Here is an 18,224-nt window from a genome sequence, read left to right on the forward strand (position 1 = left end):
CAATTAAATTAAGCTCTTTCACTTGCTAACATTGCTCAAAATGACCCCTAAAAGTTCCAACAAAAAATATATTAATAGAGAGTTAAGTTGGATAAATTTTAATGAGCGAGTGCTAGCACAAGCATTAGACCAAAGGAATCCTTTATTAGAGCAAGCAAAATTTAGTGCCATATTCAGCAATAATCTAGATGAGTTTTTTATGGTGAGAGTCGCCTCATTAAAATCACAAGTAGAAGCGGGTATAACGAAAAAAAGTGATGACGGTAAAAGTCCTGAAAAACAATTAGAGGAAATCAGGAAACAACTAGAGCCGCTTCTAGAAAAGCAACAAAATCATTTTGAAAATACTTTAAAAAATGCTCTGAAAAAAAAAGATGTTTATTTAATTGACTATTGTGAATTAAATTCTCGTCAAAAAATTTGGGCAGATAACTATTTTCAAACTGCTATTTTCCCAGTCTTAACACCTTTAGCAGTTGACCCTGCACACCCATTCCCATTTGTAAGCAATCTCAGTCTAAATATTGCCGCGCTTATTCGTGATCCAGAAACAAATAAAGAACAATTTGTCAGAGTAAAGATCCCTATGAAAACAATGGATAGATTTATACGTATTCCTACTGATTTAACTAAAGATGAATCTGGCAAAAGTTATCACGCAATTCCTTTAGAGCAAATAGTTGCGTATAACTTACAAATGCTCTTCCCAGGTATGTCCATAGGAAAGCATTCTTTTTTCAGAGTTACAAGAGATGCTGATTTGGAACTAAGAGATTTAGAGGCTGACGATTTGATGATCGCGTTAGAAGAAGGGTTGCGTAAACGTCGAATGGGCGGAGAAGTTGTAAGACTTGAAGTCTCTAAAAATATGCCAAACACAATTTTAAATTTGTTGATGCAAGGAATGGTAGTAGGGAAAGAGGATCTATATCAAGTTAATGGCCTTCTTGGCTTAGATGAATTATTCAAATTAGAAAAAATTGATCGGCCATCTCTAAAAAATCCATCTCAAAGAGGATCTACACATTCGCTACTTAAAAATAGCCAGAGAGGGTTACTCGAAGACGGTTCCATAAAAAATGAAGAATTCAAAAGTATCTTTTCAATCATTAGAAAACAAGATTTACTGCTTCACCACCCTTATGACCTCTTCGCCACATCTGTTGAAGAATTCATAAATCAATCTGCCAACGACCCTTTAGTGATGGGCATTAAAATGACTTTATATCGGGTTTCTCAAAATTCAAAAATCATCGAAGCATTAATGCGTGCTGCAGAAAATGGAAAGCAAGTCTTGGCACTTGTAGAACTAAAAGCCAGGTTTGATGAAGATAATAATATTCAATGGGCCAAACAACTTGAAAAGTCAGGTGTTCATGTGGTCTATGGAGTTCTTGGACTAAAGACACATACAAAAATTGCATTAGTTATTCGGAAAGAAAAAGATAGATTACGTAGCTACTTTCATATTGGTACAGGGAACTACAACTCAAAAACTTCTAAACTCTATACAGATCTAGGTTTATTGTCTGTTAACCCCGAACTAGGGCAGGACTTAATCGAACTTTTCAATTATTTAACAGGTTTTTCCAAGCAACAAACTTTTAGAAAAATATTAGTTGCACCTATGACACTCAGAGATGGGATAGAAAGCCTGATAAAGCGGGAAATAGAATTTGCAAAAAATGGAGGAAAAGGGAAAATTAAAGCAAAGATGAATTCCTTAGTTGATAACAACATAATTAATTTACTTTATGAGGCTTCTCAAGCAGGTGTAAAGATAGATTTAATTGTCAGAGGCATGTGTTGTTTATACCCTCAAAAAAAAGGTCTAAGTGAAAATATCAAGGTTGTAAGTATTATCGGAAGGTATTTAGAGCATTCACGAATTTTTTGGTTTAATAATGGTGGAGAGTCAAAAGTTTTTATAGGAAGTGCAGATTGGATGCGTCGTAATTTGGAGAGAAGAGTAGAAGCAGTAACTCCTATCGAAGACAAATTCCTGAAGGAAGAGCTAAAAAAGCTTTTAGATATTTATCTCAGGGACAACAAAAATGCATGGGAAATGCAAAGTGATGGAAGTTTTATACAGCGAACGCCGGATGGTGAAGAAAAATGTGCTCAAAATGAACTAATCACAGGCTTATTAAAAAATCCATAGCAAGAATAGATAAGAAATAAAAAACTATCCTTAAGTCTTAATACCTAAATGAAAAGTTCTTTCTATACAAATCGCAAAAGGAACAGAAAGTTTTTTGTTTAATTTGCACTAACTTGGTTTAAAAGTGCTAACTTCAATGCAAAACAAACTTTAGGAGGCCAGGGTGATGGGGATCCCTCTGGAATCTACCAATGGTGCATCTTTATCACCATCAGTAGATATCGCTTTTTCAAGCAATTCGAAAAGGCAGCAAGAAAAGGCATCTGGAAATGGACCAGTCTCTAAAGGAAGAGCGGGAGGCAGGCTACCAACTGATTCAATTGGGTTTTATCTAAGCAGTATTGGCAGAGTTCCTTTACTAACAGCTGCTGAAGAAATAGAGCTTGCACATCATGTGCAAAAGATGAAAGCATTGTTAGACGTTCCTAAAGAAAAACACACTCCACGGCAAAGACACCAGATCCGAATGGGGAAAAGAGCAAGGGACCGCATGATGGCAGCAAACTTAAGGCTAGTCGTTAGTGTTGCGAAAAAATATCAAAATCAAGGTCTCGAACTACTCGATTTAGTTCAGGAAGGAGCTATTGGATTGGAGCGTGCTGTTGATAAATTTGATCCTGCTATGGGATACAAGTTTTCAACATATGCTTATTGGTGGATACGGCAAGGCATGACCAGAGCGATTGATAATAGCGCACGCACAATTCGTCTTCCTATTCATATCAGCGAAAAGCTTTCCAAAATGAGGCGAAATTCTCGGGAATTATCTCATCGCCTAGGTAGACAACCTAGCAGGTTAGAGCTTGCAAATGCTATGGGAATGGAACCAAAAGATTTAGAAGATCTAATTGCTCAAAGTGCACCTTGTGCATCTTTAGACTCTCATGCTCGTGGAGAAGAAGACAGAAGTACTCTCGGTGAGTTAATTCCAGATCCAAATTCTGATGAACCTATGGCAGGAATGGATCGGAATATGCAAAAAGAACATTTAGGTGGATGGTTATCTCAATTAAATGAAAGAGAGCAAAAAATTATGCGTTTAAGGTTTGGACTTGATGGAGAAGAGCCCTTAACACTTGCAGAAATTGGAAGGCAAATTAATGTTTCACGAGAACGCGTAAGACAATTAGAAGCAAAAGCCATTCTAAAACTGAGAGTAATGACAACTCACCAGCAAGCTGCTTAATATTCAAATTTGAAAAATCTATATCCGTTACTGATTATTGCTGGATGGATAATCCTAATTTTATATAGTGCATTCTCGATAAAAAAATTCAATCCTGATAGCAAGGAATTAAGTCGTAAAATTGTACATATTGGGACAGGTCCTATTCTTCCATTGGCATGGTGGCTGAACATCTCATCAGAAGTGGCAATTTTATTTTCTAGTCTTATTACTATCTCCTTATGGATAAATTATCAAATAAATTGGATAAAAACTTTTGAGAATATTCAAAGAAAAACCTATGGAACAATATCTTATGGACTAAGCATTACAATCCTGCTGTTTTTATTTTGGTCTAACAATCCTCCAGCCGTGTGTGCAGGAGTCCTGGTTATGGCATTTGGAGATGGCTTGGCTGGACTAATTGGTAAACAATATAATTCTCCTGTGTGGACAATTTTTCAACAAAAAAAATCATTGATAGGAACATTAACTATGGCTTTAGTAAGCATATTTGTACTTCTAATTATCAACACTTTTGCAGCATCTAATATTCAACCCCTACAAATTATTGCCATGGGATTAATAGCCTGCTGTCTCGAGCAAATCGGACCTTATGGAATAGATAATTTAACTGTTCCTCTAGGAGTGGCTTTCCTATGGGCTTGGATAACATAAATTCCTCTATAAACAAATAGAATATGCAAGCTCTTCAAGCAACAATTCTGTAGTCTGGATGTCAATACAGGCATCGGTAATACTTTGACCATAAGTAAGGTTTCCAGGATCTTCAGTTAGCTTCTGGTTTCCTTCTTGAAGATGGCTTTCAATCATTACTCCCATGACATGTGACATACCATTTTTAAGCTGCTTGGAAACTTCCTTAAGAACATCACCTTGCCTGCGAAAATCCTTCTTCGAATTTCCATGACTACAATCAATCATCACCTTATCAACAAGGGAGGCTTCCGAAAGCTCTCTAGCAACATTCAAAACTGAATCAAGATCATAATTAGTACCGCTATTCCCTCCCCTCAAAACAAGATGTCCATCAGGATTACCAGTTGTACTTATTATTGACGCACAGCCATCATGATTAATACCTAAAAAATGATGAGCCCTAGAGGCTGCTTGCATTGCATTAATAGCAATACCAATTGTGCCATCTGTACCATTTTTATAGCCTATTGGCATTGACAAACCTGAAGCCATTTCACGATGAGTTTGACTTTCCGTTGTTCTTGCTCCAATAGCAGTCCAGCTTATTAAATCTGCAATATATTGAGGTACAACTGGATCTAACAACTCTGTAGCAGCTGGCATACCAGATCTAGCCAAGTCTAGAAGCAGCGATCTTGCCAATCTTAGACCTGTGTTTATATCATACGAACCATCTAAATGAGGGTCATTAATCAAACCTTTCCAACCAATAGTTGTTCTAGGTTTTTCAAAATAAACCCTCATTACAATCTCAAGTTTTGATGAGAAGCGCTTTCTTAATAGAGCAAGTTGATTAGCATAATCCTTTGCTGCCTCAACATCATGTACGGAACACGGGCCAACTATCACCAACAAACGAGAATCATTACCAGAAAGAATAGATTGAATCCTCTTACGCGCTTTAGTCACAACCTCCGCAGTTTTTAAATCCAGAGGTAAATCACTGTGCAGCGAAGAAGGTGGGACCAATGGCCTGGTCTCTACAACGTGAAGATCTGAGGTTTTATCAACCAAATGAAAGTCTGATGAAAGAACCATTACTTCTGATTAAACAGTAGAAAGCAGAAGAAACTACAAAATGAATACATTCCTAACTTCAATATACGCATCTTGATCAACTAAAAATTAGATTATGCGAAATAACAATATTCAACAATCGAACCCATTTAAACCTTGCAATGAAAGTAATGCTGACTAAATACAGGGACTTGGCTAAAGAAAGGGTTGCACAAGGCATCCCCCCTTTACCCTTAAATGCGGAGGAAACCCATGCATTGACAGCGCTTTTAGAGACTCCTCCAGAAAATGAAAGCACTGAATTTTTATTAAATTTATTAAGAAACCGAATCCCCCCAGGCGTTGATCCAGCTTCATATGTGAAAGCTGCATGGCTCAATTCAATTGCAAAAGGGAGCACACAATCTCCTTTAGTAACGCCACTTGAAGCAACCAGACTATTGGGCACAATGGTTGGTGGGTATAACGTTTCTGCTTTAATTGAAATCCTCCAAAATCAAAACCTCGATCTAGCCCAATGTGCAGCAGAAAGTTTGAGCAAAATCATTCTTGTATATGACGCAGTCAATGACGTCCTAGATTTAGCTAAAAAAAATGATTATGCAAAATATGTTATTGATAGTTGGGCTAATGCAGAATGGTTTACGAGTAAACCTAAGCTCGGAAAAAAATTAGAAGTAACCATTTTTAAGGTTAATGGTGAAACAAATACCGATGATTTATCACCAGCGATTCATGCCACAACAAGACCAGATATACCACTACATGCACTGACAATGCTTGAAAGTCGTTACCCTAATGCACTACAAACAATTACAAAGCTAAAAGAAAAAGGACATCCTCTAGCATATGTAGGGGATGTTGTCGGTACTGGTAGTTCTCGTAAATCAGCTATTAACTCCGTGCTATGGCATATAGGTAAAGATATCCCTTACATTCCAAATAAAAGATCAGGAGGAGTAATTCTTGGCAATCAAATTGCTCCAATTTTCTTTAATACAGCAGAAGATTCTGGGGCATTAGCAATCGAATGTAATGTTAGTCAATTTGAAACAGGTGACGTCTTATCTATTTACCCCTACGAAGGTAAAATCACAAAATCCGATGAACTGCATAGTAGTGAAACACTCTTATGCAGTTTCACACTGAAACCTACAACAATTAAAGATGAAATCCAAGCTGGCGGACGTATCCCTTTAATGATTGGTAGAGCACTCACTGACAAAGTAAGGGCAAAATTAAAACTCAAGCCTAGTGAAGTATTCACTCGACCCAGTCAAGCTAAAGTTATTAAGCATGGGTTCACACAGGCACAAAAAATCGTAGGGAAAGCATGTGGTTTGGCCGGTGTAACGCCTGGAACAAGTTGTGAACCACTAATAACAACTGTAGGCAGTCAAGATACAACAGGTCCTATGACAAGAGATGAGATGAAAGAACTGGCTTGTCTCGGCTTTTCCGCTGATTTAGTTATGCAAAGTTTTTGTCATACAGCCGCCTATCCCAAGCCAGTAGATATCCAAACACAACAAGAACTTCCTGATTTTTTTGCAGAGCGAGGGGGAGTTGCTCTACGTCCAGGTGATGGAATTATTCATAGCTGGCTTAATCGTATGCTGTTGCCTGATACCGTTGGAACTGGTGGAGATAGTCATACAAGATTTCCATTAGGTATTTCTTTCCCAGGTGGATCAGGTGTTGTAGCCTTTGCAGCAGCAATTGGCTCTATGCCAATTGACATGCCAGAATCAGTACTTGTACGGTTTGATGGTTCTTTACAACAAGGTATAACCCTGAGAGACATTGTGAATGCAATCCCCTGGATGGCAATAAAACAAGGACTTCTCACCGTTGATCAAGCAAACAAAGTAAACGTTTTTAATGGGCGTGTTCTTGAAATCGAAGGCCTGCCTGATCTGAAACTTGAACAAGCCTTTGAGCTAACAGATGCAAGTGCAGAGCGTTCTTGTGCAGGTTGCACAATACAACTTTCTTCAGAAACAATTAGTGAATATCTAAAAAGTAATATTGCCTTGTTAAAAAATATGATTGTCAGAGGGTATAAAGATCCACGTACCTTAGAAAGAAGAATAACAGCAATGGAAGATTGGTTAAAAGAACCAAGTCTTCTGACTGCAGACGTAAATGCTAATTATGCAAATACTATAAATATCAATTTAAATGAAATAAAAGAACCAATTCTAGCTTGCCCAAATGATCCCGATAACGTAAAACTTTTAAGTGAAGTTGCCGGCAGTCCTATAGATGAAGTCTTTATTGGTTCATGTATGACTAATATTGGTCATTACCGTGCTGCTGCTACTGTTCTTAACAATGAAGGAACCAACAAAGCAACACTTTGGGTATGCCCCCCGACACGGATGGATGAGGAAATGCTGAGAAAAGAAGGTTATTATCAAATCTTCGAAAATGCTGGTAGTCGTATGGAAATGCCTGGTTGCTCTCTTTGCATGGGTAATCAAGCACGTGTAAAAGATAATGCCACTGTCTTTTCTACTAGCACTAGAAATTTTAACAACCGTCTCGGTAATGGAGCTCAGGTCTACCTAGGTAGCGCTGAATTAGCAGCTGTCTGTGCTCTACTAGGATACATTCCTACTCTTGAAGAATATCAATCAATTGCGGCTAGAAAAATAATGCCAATAGAAAATAAGCTGTATAGATATTTAAATTTTAATCAAATTAAAGGGTTTGAAAAAGAAGGACAAGTTATCTCAAATAAAGAGAAAAGCAATTTTGTTTCATCCAATTAATTAAATAATGAAAGATTTATTTGAATTAGAAACCAATCTTGCGATAAAAAAAACAACGAGAAGCATAAACAATCTCCTCACAAAGAAATGGCTTATTGTCGTAATTGCCTTAATGCTAACTGGATTAGGTGCAGCACTTACAGGTGTATTATTTACAACAGGTATTCAACTACTTGATAATTGGCGATTAAATCTACTGAATGAAATCCCACCTTGGTTCCTTTTACCTGTAATAGGAGGGATAGGAGGATTCTCTTCTAGCTATCTAATTTCAAAACTTTCGCCTTCTGCTAGTGGTTCAGGAGTGTCACATATTATGGCTTTTATGCGTCATCGATCAGTCCCAATGGGGCTAAGAGTAGGCATGGTAAAACTAATTGGAGGCATTATTGCTATTGGAAGCGGATTTCCCCTAGGACCAGAAGGACCAGCTGTACAAATGGGAGGATCAGTCGCATGGAAAATGGCTCAAATACTTAAAGCTCCAGTAGCATTTAGAAGAGTCATTGTTGCAGCAGGTGGAGGTGCAGGGTTAGCAGCCATTTTTAATGCACCAATAGGAGGCTTTGTATATGTCATTGAAGAACTATTAAACTCTGTAAGACCAGTTGTTCTACTACTGGTAGTCGTAACAACGTTTTGGGCCGATACTTGGGCAGATGTTTTACAAGCAATAGGTCTAAATTCAACTTCAGGAGGATATAACAGCAGCTTAGGCTTTCAAATTGAACGCGAATACTCACCGTTAGTTAACTTTTTACCCATTGACCTTGGTTATTTAATTGTTCTAGGCATCATTATTGGATGCCTAGCAGAACTATATTGTCGATATGTGTTAACCATGCAAAAGCAGGGCATGGTTTGGTTTGGGAATCAATTAATTCTGAAAATGACTTCTTGTGGTGTAATCCTTGGATTCATTTATGCTTTCCTTCCTAACGAATTTCATCATATTACTGAACTAAAAACAATTATTGCCAACGGAGAGATAGGTATTCCTATGGCCTTAAGCATATTTTTTATTCTTTTTGTGACCACAGGTCTAGCAGCAGCCTCTGGAGCTCCTGGTGGACTTTTTTATCCAATGCTTATCCTTGGTGGGTCAATGGGTCTGGCTTGTGGAAACTTTGTAGAAATAGTTACCGGCCATGTTCCAAGTACATATGTTTTTGCAGGGATGGGAGCATTTGTTGCAGCTTGTTCACATACACCTGTTACCGCAATGTTCCTTGCATTTGCACTTACCAAAGACCTACTTATTTTGAAACCACTTTTAGTAGCATGTATTACAAGCTTTCTAGTGGCACGATCATTTAATGAACATTCAATATATGAAAGACAAATAGATTTAGACCTAACGAAAAATCGGAAATCATCAAGACTATAGACATTCATTCTCTTATATATTGATCTGGGAGCTATATTGCTAAATATCCAGAATTTAACCCTCTCCCTATTAATAAACACTGAATAACGAAACCCTACTTTTTACTCCTAGGAGAGCATCCCCTGATGCTCTAAAAGTTGTACTTGCATTCCCAAGTACTTATTCAATTGGAATAACAAGTCTTGGATATCAAGTGATCTGGGCAACTCTTGCACAAAGATCAGATGTTGATGTCAGGAGAGTCTTTACTGATCAAAGAGAGTCTGACCATAAAAATACTGACCTTTTTGGCCTCTCTCTCAGCTGGGAATTAGATGGGCCAGTCTTTCTTGAACTTTTAGAAAGACAAGGCATTCCGATATGGAGTAATCAACGAACTGATGATGACCCCATTGTTTTCGGAGGAGGTCCTGTTCTTACAGCCAATCCAGAACCTTTGGCTCCTTTTCTAGATGTTGTACTCCTTGGAGATGGAGAAAACTTACTACCAAATTTTATCCAAAAAATTCAGGAAACACGATATCTCTCGCGAATAGAACAATTAAAGAGTCTTGCCCAAGTAGAAGGTATATATGTACCTCAATTTTACATTCCCCAATACACAGCTGAAGGAGCATTAAAAGCTATTACACCTAGTGACCAAGACATACCTAGTTTTATATCTAAACAAACTTGGAGTGGCAATGTATTAACTCACTCCACTGTTATTACACCAGATGCTGCATGGGCAAACATACACATGGTTGAAACCGTTAGAAGTTGCCCAGAACTATGCCGTTTCTGTCTGGCTAGTTACCTCACTCTTCCATTTCGTACATCTGCTCTAGAAGAAGGTCTCATTCCTGCTATTGAAAAAGGTTTAACTTCAACTAAACGCATAGGACTTTTAGGTGCATCAGTCACCCAACACCCACAATTCTCCGAGTTATTACAATGGATAAATAAAGATCGTTTTGATGATATTCGCCTAAGTGTTAGTTCGGTTCGAGCATCAACTGTTAATGCACAGATGACTCAAACGCTTGCAAAACACGGGTCTAAATCCATAACAATAGCTATAGAAAGTGGTAGCGAAAAAATTAGAAAGCTAGTCAATAAGAAACTGTCAGAAGAGGAAATATTTATGGCAGCTAGATATGCTCTTGATGGTGGTTTAACCAAGCTAAAGCTTTATGCAATGGTAGGACTACCTCTTGAAGATGTAGATGATATAGAGGCTACAGCAGACCTACTTCTAAGAATTAAAAGAAAAACTTCAGGACTTCGACTTACACTAGGTGTAAGCACATTTGTACCAAAAGCACATACACCATTCCAATGGTGTGGAGTACGTCGAGAAGCAGATAAAAGATTAAAACTGCTCAATAAACGATTAAGACCTCACGGAATCACTGTACGAGCAGAAAGTTATAAGTGGAGCTTAATTCAAGCCTTAATATCTAGGAGTGATCGTCGTCTTGCTCCAGTTCTGTACTTAATGAAAGGCGCACATAACAGCTTCGGAGGATGGAAAAATGCGTACAATTTAATTCAAAATAATTCCGAGTTAAATAATCCAATCGCTACACTGCCATCCCTTCCTTCCTGGGAAGAAATTATTCATGAAAATTGGCCTTTCTCTAGAGTCCTACCATGGCAGCACCTCAAAGGCGCCTTAACACCTAAGGTACTAGTCGACCATCATCAAAAGAGCTTAAACCAAGTTTTTTAAAAGAATTCGTAGGTATCAACATACAACGCAAACCTGACAACAAAATCCATCCTGCTAAATTAATTCGACTATCAAAAAAAGGCATATCTGCACCATGTAGAAAAACAAGGATAAATGCTGCTGTCCACCATGCTCTATCAAACAAATTTTGAGTTGCCAAAGATTTATTTCTTAAATCACCAAAGAAATTGCAATTCTTAGAAGAAATAATCAACAAAAGCAAAACAAAACCAACTACTAATATTGCGACAGGAATGCCATGAGCCACCAATAATTCAAGTGGCAAATTATGAGCATGACCATGCCATATTCCTTGGCGTAAAGGGTATAAGACAGAAAAGGCAGCTGCACCATATCCCAGCCAAGGTCTCTGCAGAAATAAATTAATAGCCTCCTTCCATTGATAAATACGAGTTGCCTCTATAGGTCTATTATTCATGTATTTAAAATCATTTAAACGAGTCCAAATATCCTCTGGGATAATTCTTCGCGCAAAAAGTTGTAATTCTAATGGGACGACTGGAAATGCAGAAAAGAGAAGTAATAAAAAAATTGCACTCAATAAAGGCAATAACCAAAACCAACTACTAGGTCCCAGTACAAACGGAATTGCTATGAATATGGCAGCCCAAGCATTCCTAGAGTCAGTCAGGAATACAGCAATCGCTGTGGCAATAGTAAATGCAAAGCTAACAATACGATTACGAAAAGTAGCTGATGAGTTAATTAAAAAAGCTAGCGCAAATGGCCAAATTATTGCTAACCATGAGCCTGCAATATTGGCATAGTTAAACAAACCAGATAAGCGGCCATTTGGGTTCCCCCCAAAATCAATAAACCAAATAATTAAGCCATATAAAAATTGCCATGGCCCTTGCCAACCAAACCAAATCTGACCAAAGCCTGTTAGCAGGACGGGAAACGTACCAGCAAGTAAAAGCAAGGAAGAACGTTTCCTAGCACCTCGTGTCAATAAATAAGGTTGAAAACCCCAAAAACACCAAAAAAAAGGAATCCAATTTGCAAGTCCAACCCAAGCTAACCAACCGGAATATGCTTTATAACTACCAATCACCATCAAAATAGCAGCTAAAATTAATGGATAATTCCATTTATCTTTTAGAAAATAGTCTCTCCGCAGAAAGGTACCTTGAATTAAAGGTACCAAAAAGAAGAAAGAAGAAATTAATGGGGTAGAAGCAAGAAAAAATAATCCCAATTGGAAACAAACCCACGCAAAAGGTCTGGAGGATTCTGGACGATTATTTAATACAGGCCTCAAAAAGTTCATGCGAAAACAGCTGTCCGTCCGCTATAAACCATAACTTGCCTACAGAGATGCATTCTTAAGGCACGAGCAAGAGCAATCCGTTCTGTATCTCGACCTTTACGAATTAAATCTTGAACTTCATCTCGATGGCTCACCTGCATAGTCGTTTGCTCAATAATAGGACCATCATCTAAGTCTTCTGTCACATAATGTGCGGTAGCACCTATGAGCTTAACACCTCTCTTCCACGCTTTATGGTAAGGCTGTGCACCCTTAAATGCAGGTAAAAAAGAATGATGAATGTTAATAATTAAAGGGAATCTTCCTAAAAATGAAGAACTTAAAATCTGCATATATTTAGCTAAAACAATCAATTCAATACCATATTCATCTAATGTTTTAATGATGATATCTTCCGATTCCAACTTGTTAGTAGGGTTTACAGGAATATGTCTAAAAGGAATATTAAAATCATCACAAATACCACTCAAATTAGCATGGTTAGATATTACCAAGGGAACTGTCATTTGAAGTTCTCCACTCCGAACACGCCAAAGCAAATCTAAAAGGCAATGACTTTGTTTACTAACAAAAATTGCAACTTTTGGAGATTCATCAGAAAAATTTAACTGGGCCTTTCCTTTTAAGGAATCAGCAAGTTGATAAGCCTCTTTAAAAATAGCTTCTCTCTTTAATCTAAAACTAGCAAGATCCCATTCAATTCGACTAAGGAAAAGTCCCGCCCCATCATCGGTATGATGATCAGCATGCCTAATATTACCATTATTCTTAGATACCCAACTTGCTATCTCACTAACCAATCCAGGACGATCAGGACATATCAGCTGCAATATTACAGTAGTAGTCAAGTCAATTTATATCGATAAGTTATTTTCCCGTGAAACAGAGTAAATGCCAGTAAATCAAAAATACAGTAAAGTTAATGAAGGAAAATTCAAGAAAGTAATATCATCTTAAAAAATCAAGAATTAAATAATATTGGAATTATTGGAGGAGGTGTGGTTGGAAGCACAACTGCATTAGAGCTTGCACGCTTAGGCTATAAAATTGAACTTTTTGATCCAGACATCTTCAAATCGATCAACTACTCAGAAACCCTATCTGGAACAAATGCTTCTTTAGGGGTTTTAATGGGATCTATCTTTAAAAGAAATACAGGGCGTAGTTGGAGACTTAGAAAACGCAGTATGGAGCTTTGGCCAAGCTTAATAAAGCAACTGAATACAACTCAGACTCCCTTATGTCTTGAACGACCTCTAATAAAACTAGCCAGATCAAAACATGAGTTAGAGCAAATGGTCGATTTAATAAGAACAAAAAAGGATATGGGTTTAGAACTTTTAAAGCCTAATTCATCTATAGGCCTGAGACGTTCCTGGATATACAACAACTATGGAGGATTGATTTCTAGACATGATGGACGAATTAATCCATTCGCTTTGATGGAAAGTCTAATGAAATTATTAGATCACTTAAAAGTAAAAAAAACAAATAAACAAGTTTTAAAAATTGATCGTGTTATCCAAAGTCAAGAAACTAGTTGGAAACTATTCTTAGACAATCAAGAAAGTCGTACAAAAGACTGCATCATTATTTGTGCACCAGGAAGTAGCGAAGCATTGCTTAAACCATTAGGGCATGATTACCCTCTTGAACCAGTATTAGGTCAAGCGATAAATCTAGAGCTAAAAGAGGATCGTCTAGATTGGTCTGGATGGCCAGCTGTACTGTTCAACAATAATATCAATCTAATCCCGCATAGTCATAATCAAATGCTGATAGGGGCCACAATAGAACCAGGAGTTATATCAAATACTCAAATTCTCAAAGATATGAAAGATATGGACAATCTTGCACCGCCATGGATAAAATTATCATCTATAAAAAACCAATGGAAAGGAATTCGATTTAAACCAAAAAAAGAACCTGCTCCATTGCTCAAAAATCTTGAACAGGGTCTTATTTTAAATACTGCTCATTATAGAAATGGAATATTACTAGCTCCAGCATGTGCTGAATGGGTAGGCAATGAACTAATCAAAACTTAAACAGTTACATTGATTTTATTGCAACGCTATTTTGTTTCTGTAAATTCTGCATCAATTACATCATCATTATCTCCCCCTGAATTATTAGCATCAGTTCCAGAACTCTCCGCTGCTTGAGATGCTGCATTTGCTTGTTGATAAACAGAAGCTCCTATTGCATAAAGCTCTTGCTGTAACTCCTCTACTAAGGTTTTCATTGTTTCAAAATCATCTTTATCAGCAGCTTCTTTTAATCGCGTACGCTTCTCTTCAACTTTGGCTTTTGCTGCTGCATCAACCTTGTCGCCAAGTTCTCCAAGTTGCTTCTCAGATTGATAGACAAGAGTTTCAGCTTGATTCTTTAAATCAATTCTTTCTCTTTTATCTTTATCTACACTTGCATTAACCTCGGCATCCTTAACCATCTTGTCAACCTCATTATCAGAAAGGGTAGATGCTCCTGTAATTGAAATACTTTGCTCTTTACCACTGCCTTTATCTTTAGCAGTGACACTTAGAATTCCATTAGCATCAATATCAAAAGTAACTTCTATTTGTGGAACACCGCGAGGAGCTGGAGGTATTCCATCTAATCTAAAAGTACCTAAACTCTTGTTATCTGAAGCCATCTCACGTTCTCCTTGAAGAACATGAATTTCTACATTCGTTTGACCATCAACTGCTGTTGAATAAGTTTCAGCTTTTTTAGTAGGAACTGTTGTATTTCTTGTAATCATTTTAGTCATTACCCCACCAAGAGTTTCGACACCTAAAGACAATGGGGTCACATCTAAAAGCAAAATATCTTTCACTTCACCTGCTAAAACTCCTCCCTGAATAGCAGCGCCTACAGCAACCACTTCATCTGGGTTGACTGTCTGATTTGGATCTTTACCGGTAACTCTTTTGACTAATTCCTTAACAGCGGGCATTCGTGTGGAACCTCCTACCATGACAATTTCATCGATTTCTCCTGTAGACAATTTTGCATCTTTCAAAGCTTGCTCAACTGGGACTCGGCAACGATCAATCAAACTTGAGGCTAATTCCTCAAATTTAGCTCTTGTCAATGTTAAATCTAAATGTTTTGGTCCTTCAGGAGTAGCAGTGATAAAAGGAAGATTTATTTCGCTTTGAGTAGCATTGGAAAGTTCAATTTTAGCCTTTTCCGCAGCTTCAGTTAAACGCTGAAGAGCTTGTTTATCTTGACGCAAATCAATTCCCTCATTGCCTTTAAACGTGCCTGCCAAGTGATCAACAATAACTTTGTCAAAATCATCCCCACCAAGATGAGTATCACCAGAAGTTGAGAGAACTTCAAAAACACCATCGCCAACCTCTAAAACCGAAACATCAAAAGTTCCACCACCTAGATCAAAAACCAAGATCCTTTCATTACTTTTTTTATCTAGTCCGTATGCAAGTGCTGCAGCAGTTGGTTCGTTAATAATTCGAAGAACTTCTAAACCAGCAATCTTTCCAGCATCTTTCGTTGCTTGTCGCTGTGAGTCATTGAAATATGCTGGAACAGTAATTACTGCTTGTGAAATATTTTCGCCTAAATATTTTCCAGCATCTTCAGAAAGTTTTCTCAAAACCTGAGCGCTAACTTCTTCAGGTGAAAATTGCTTATCTAAAATTGGACATTTTAATTTCACATTTGAACCTGACTTCTCCACCGAATAACTAACTTCCTTAGATTCTTCATTAACCTCATCTACCCTTCTTCCAACAAAACGCTTGGATGAGTAAAATGTGTTTTCAGGATTCATGACCGCTTGCCGCTTGGCAATTTGCCCCACTAGTTGATCTTGATTTTTTGTATATGCAACCACAGATGGAGTTGTACGAAAACCTTCTGCATTCGCAATTACAGTAGGCTTTCCTCCCTCCATAACAGCAACACAGCTATTAGTAGTACCAAGGTCAATTCCAACAACCTTCCCCATTGGTAACCAGCTCCTAAAGATGTCTTTTTAATAGGCTCATCCTCGGTAGTGAGTCCACATAGAGGCGAGGCGTGGTTCCCGAACAGGTATCTATCAATTTGGATTATGAAAGAAACACAATTAACGATTTCTGGAGAAACAAGTTTTGCAGGAGTCCTTGGAGATCCAGTCTCTCACTCGCTTTCACCAATAATTCAGAATGCAGCTTTGGCAAAATTAAACATAAATTGGTGCTATCTTGCAATTCCTTGTAGTACTCAAAATCTAGAAGAAGTTATAAAAACACTGAGGAAAATTAATTGTAAGGGGTTAAATATTACAATCCCTCATAAAACTAATGTTTTTGAATTGTGTAATGAGGTTAGTCCAATAGCTAGAAAAGTGGGAGCAATCAACACTCTTATTCCAAATGGTGAGAATGGATGGTTAGGTACAAATACAGATGTAGAAGGGTTTATTAAGCCACTTAAAAAAAACAATGATTTAATCCGAGATAATGCATTAATACTAGGATCAGGTGGAAGTGCAAGGGCTGTAGCTATAGGCCTTCAAGCACTAGAGTTCTCAAATATTACAATTATAAGTAGAAATGAGCAATCATTAAATGAACTGATTGAATTATTAAATAGTGATCAAAATAAAAACGTATCTATAAAAGTCAAAGGAATACTGTCGACAGATATTAATGCGAAGAATTTTATTAAAGATGCAAATTTGATTGTAAACACTACACCAGCAGGAATGCACAACAAATTCAATGTAAAAAGTTTAGATTCTATTATTCCATTTGGAGAAAGAATATGGGATGGATTAAATAGTAAATCAGTTCTTTACGATTTAATTTACACACCCATGCCAACTCAATGGCTTAAACTTGGTGCTAAGCATAATTGCAAGCAAATAAATGGATTGGAAATGTTAATCGAACAAGGTGCTGCGTCTCTTCGACTTTGGAGTGGAGTAAAAGAAATTCCTATTGATATAATGAATAGAGCTGCAAAAGCTGCTCTTAATCTTAATTAAAAAAAAATGACTATTCAAATCTGGCAAAGAATAATAAGCCTTTTTGTATATATGCTTCCTTTAAGCGATGTGTTGCATCTAGGCAGCAATTTGTTTGCACAGTATCCAATATTAAACTATATTATTATTCCTATATTGCCAATAATATTTATTAAAACAAAGATTTTATTAGGAGGTTTATTGCTATTTTTGTGTTTATTTTTTGGTGTTGTTAAAAATACAGAAATAGCATTTTTTATCCGGTTTAATACAATGCAGGCGCTACTATTAAATATTGCAATTATAATTGGAATTTACGTCATAGATATAATCATTAAGCCATTAGGAAACTATTTATTAGTTCAAGTTGCATCTAATATAGTTTTTATAACAACTTTAGGAATCACAATTTTTGCAATAACAAAATGCGTAGCTGGAAAAGAACCTGATATACCAATAATTAGCGATGCAGTACGAATACAAATTTGAATAAAAGACCATAAAAGTATATTGTGGTAATTCCGTCGCTCATTCAATGAGCCAATAGTCCTTGTCGGAACACTGAATGTCTAAACAGCCTTACTACGAAACCATGTACATTCTTCGTCCTACCATTCCGGAGGATGAAGTTGATAGTCATCTGAAAAAATACACAGAGATATTGGAAGGAGCCGGTGGAGAAGTTTTAGATAGTCAAATGCGAGGTAAAAGAAGACTTGCCTATCCAATTGGAAAACATAAAGAAGGTATTTATGTTCAATTAAGCCACAAAGGCAATGGCGAGCATATAGCAGTTCTTGAAAAAGCTATGCGCTTGACAGAAGACGTAATTAGATTCCTAACAGTCAAACAATATGGTCCTCTGCCTACAAAAAGGGCTCCAAAAACAGATTCAAAAGATCACAAAAATGATAATGATAATGCAGCTAAAACAGATTCAAAAGATCACAAAAATGATAATGATAATGATAATGCAGCTAAAACAGATTCAAAAGCTGATGATACAGTTAAAGCAAATGT

General features: G+C 37.1%; 13 protein-coding genes and 1 pseudogene. 10 read left to right on the top strand and 4 right to left on the bottom strand.

The features are described 5' to 3' along the window. Positions 1–40: 40 nt before the first annotated feature. From ppk1 to O5635_RS06420, 3 genes are all read left to right on the top strand, one after another. Positions 41–2,161, top strand: a complete 2,121-nt coding sequence (gene ppk1, locus O5635_RS06410) for a polyphosphate kinase 1 (RefSeq protein WP_036900947.1) — start codon at positions 41–43, stop codon at positions 2,159–2,161. 166 nt (positions 2,162–2,327) lie between these two features. Continuing rightward, complete coding sequence (locus O5635_RS06415; protein ID WP_036900949.1) at positions 2,328–3,347, top strand: RpoD/SigA family RNA polymerase sigma factor; 1,020 nt, start codon at positions 2,328–2,330, stop codon at positions 3,345–3,347. Positions 3,348–3,356: 9 nt separating this feature from the next. Beyond that, positions 3,357–4,004, top strand: a complete 648-nt coding sequence (locus O5635_RS06420; RefSeq protein WP_036900951.1) for a diacylglycerol/polyprenol kinase family protein — start codon at positions 3,357–3,359, stop codon at positions 4,002–4,004. Positions 4,005–4,010: 6 nt separating this feature from the next. Here the strand turns inward: O5635_RS06420 and O5635_RS06425 are convergent, their stop codons facing one another. Then, the gene (locus O5635_RS06425; protein ID WP_036900953.1) at positions 4,011–5,084 is read right to left on the bottom strand and encodes a 3-deoxy-7-phosphoheptulonate synthase; all 1,074 of its coding nucleotides are present in this window, start codon (positions 5,082–5,084) and stop codon (positions 4,011–4,013) included. Positions 5,085–5,233: 149 nt separating this feature from the next. On the opposite strand from O5635_RS06425, the gene acnB reads away from it, so the two are divergent. The 3 genes from acnB (at position 5,234) to O5635_RS06440 (ending at position 10,935) form a co-directional block, all read left to right on the top strand. Further along, a complete protein-coding gene (gene acnB, locus O5635_RS06430) occupies positions 5,234–7,837 on the top strand; it encodes a bifunctional aconitate hydratase 2/2-methylisocitrate dehydratase (protein ID WP_036901105.1) in 2,604 nt (867 codons plus the stop codon). A gap of 7 nt (positions 7,838–7,844) precedes the next feature. Further along, entirely contained in the window at positions 7,845–9,224 is a 1,380-nt protein-coding gene (locus tag O5635_RS06435; RefSeq protein WP_036900956.1) for a ClC family H(+)/Cl(-) exchange transporter, read from the top strand. A gap of 193 nt (positions 9,225–9,417) precedes the next feature. Further along, entirely contained in the window at positions 9,418–10,935 is a 1,518-nt protein-coding gene (locus O5635_RS06440) for a B12-binding domain-containing radical SAM protein (protein WP_241462920.1), read from the top strand. Here the strand turns inward: O5635_RS06440 and O5635_RS06445 are convergent. Both O5635_RS06445 and purU read right to left on the bottom strand, forming a co-directional pair. Next, positions 10,886–12,226, bottom strand: a complete 1,341-nt coding sequence (locus O5635_RS06445; protein WP_036900960.1) for an O-antigen ligase family protein — start codon at positions 12,224–12,226, stop codon at positions 10,886–10,888. The two genes, O5635_RS06440 and O5635_RS06445, sit on opposite strands and share 50 nt — an antisense overlap. Next, on the bottom strand, positions 12,223–13,074 hold the full coding sequence (purU, locus tag O5635_RS06450; RefSeq protein ID WP_036900962.1) for a formyltetrahydrofolate deformylase: 852 nt from the start codon (positions 13,072–13,074) through the stop codon (positions 12,223–12,225). The genes O5635_RS06445 and purU overlap by 4 nt, the downstream gene beginning before the upstream one ends. Positions 13,075–13,212: 138 nt before the next feature. Here purU and O5635_RS06455 point away from each other — a divergent pair, with 138 nt between their 5' ends. Then, a complete protein-coding gene (locus O5635_RS06455) occupies positions 13,213–14,274 on the top strand; it encodes an FAD-dependent oxidoreductase (RefSeq protein ID WP_269608150.1) in 1,062 nt (353 codons plus the stop codon). A 26-nt stretch (positions 14,275–14,300) separates the two neighbouring features. On the opposite strand, the gene dnaK is transcribed toward O5635_RS06455, so the two are convergent. Then, a complete protein-coding gene (gene dnaK, locus O5635_RS06460) occupies positions 14,301–16,202 on the bottom strand; it encodes a molecular chaperone DnaK (protein WP_036900965.1) in 1,902 nt (633 codons plus the stop codon). A gap of 105 nt (positions 16,203–16,307) precedes the next feature. Between dnaK and O5635_RS06465 the strand changes: the two genes are divergently transcribed. The 3 genes and pseudogenes from O5635_RS06465 to rpsF all read left to right on the top strand — a co-directional run. Continuing rightward, the gene (locus tag O5635_RS06465) at positions 16,308–17,225 is read left to right on the top strand and encodes a shikimate dehydrogenase (RefSeq protein WP_036900966.1); all 918 of its coding nucleotides are present in this window, start codon (positions 16,308–16,310) and stop codon (positions 17,223–17,225) included. Positions 17,226–17,231: 6 nt separating this feature from the next. Then, the gene (locus tag O5635_RS06470) at positions 17,232–17,693 is read left to right on the top strand and encodes a Tic20 family protein (protein ID WP_036900968.1); all 462 of its coding nucleotides are present in this window, start codon (positions 17,232–17,234) and stop codon (positions 17,691–17,693) included. A 76-nt stretch (positions 17,694–17,769) separates the two neighbouring features. Beyond that, positions 17,770–18,198 (top strand): annotated as a pseudogene (rpsF, locus tag O5635_RS06475) (30S ribosomal protein S6); the annotation flags it as partial. Positions 18,199–18,224 lie beyond the last annotated feature (26 nt).

Source organism: Prochlorococcus marinus str. MIT 0919, from assembly GCF_027359375.1.
GTDB lineage: Bacteria > Cyanobacteriota > Cyanobacteriia > PCC-6307 > Cyanobiaceae > Prochlorococcus_D.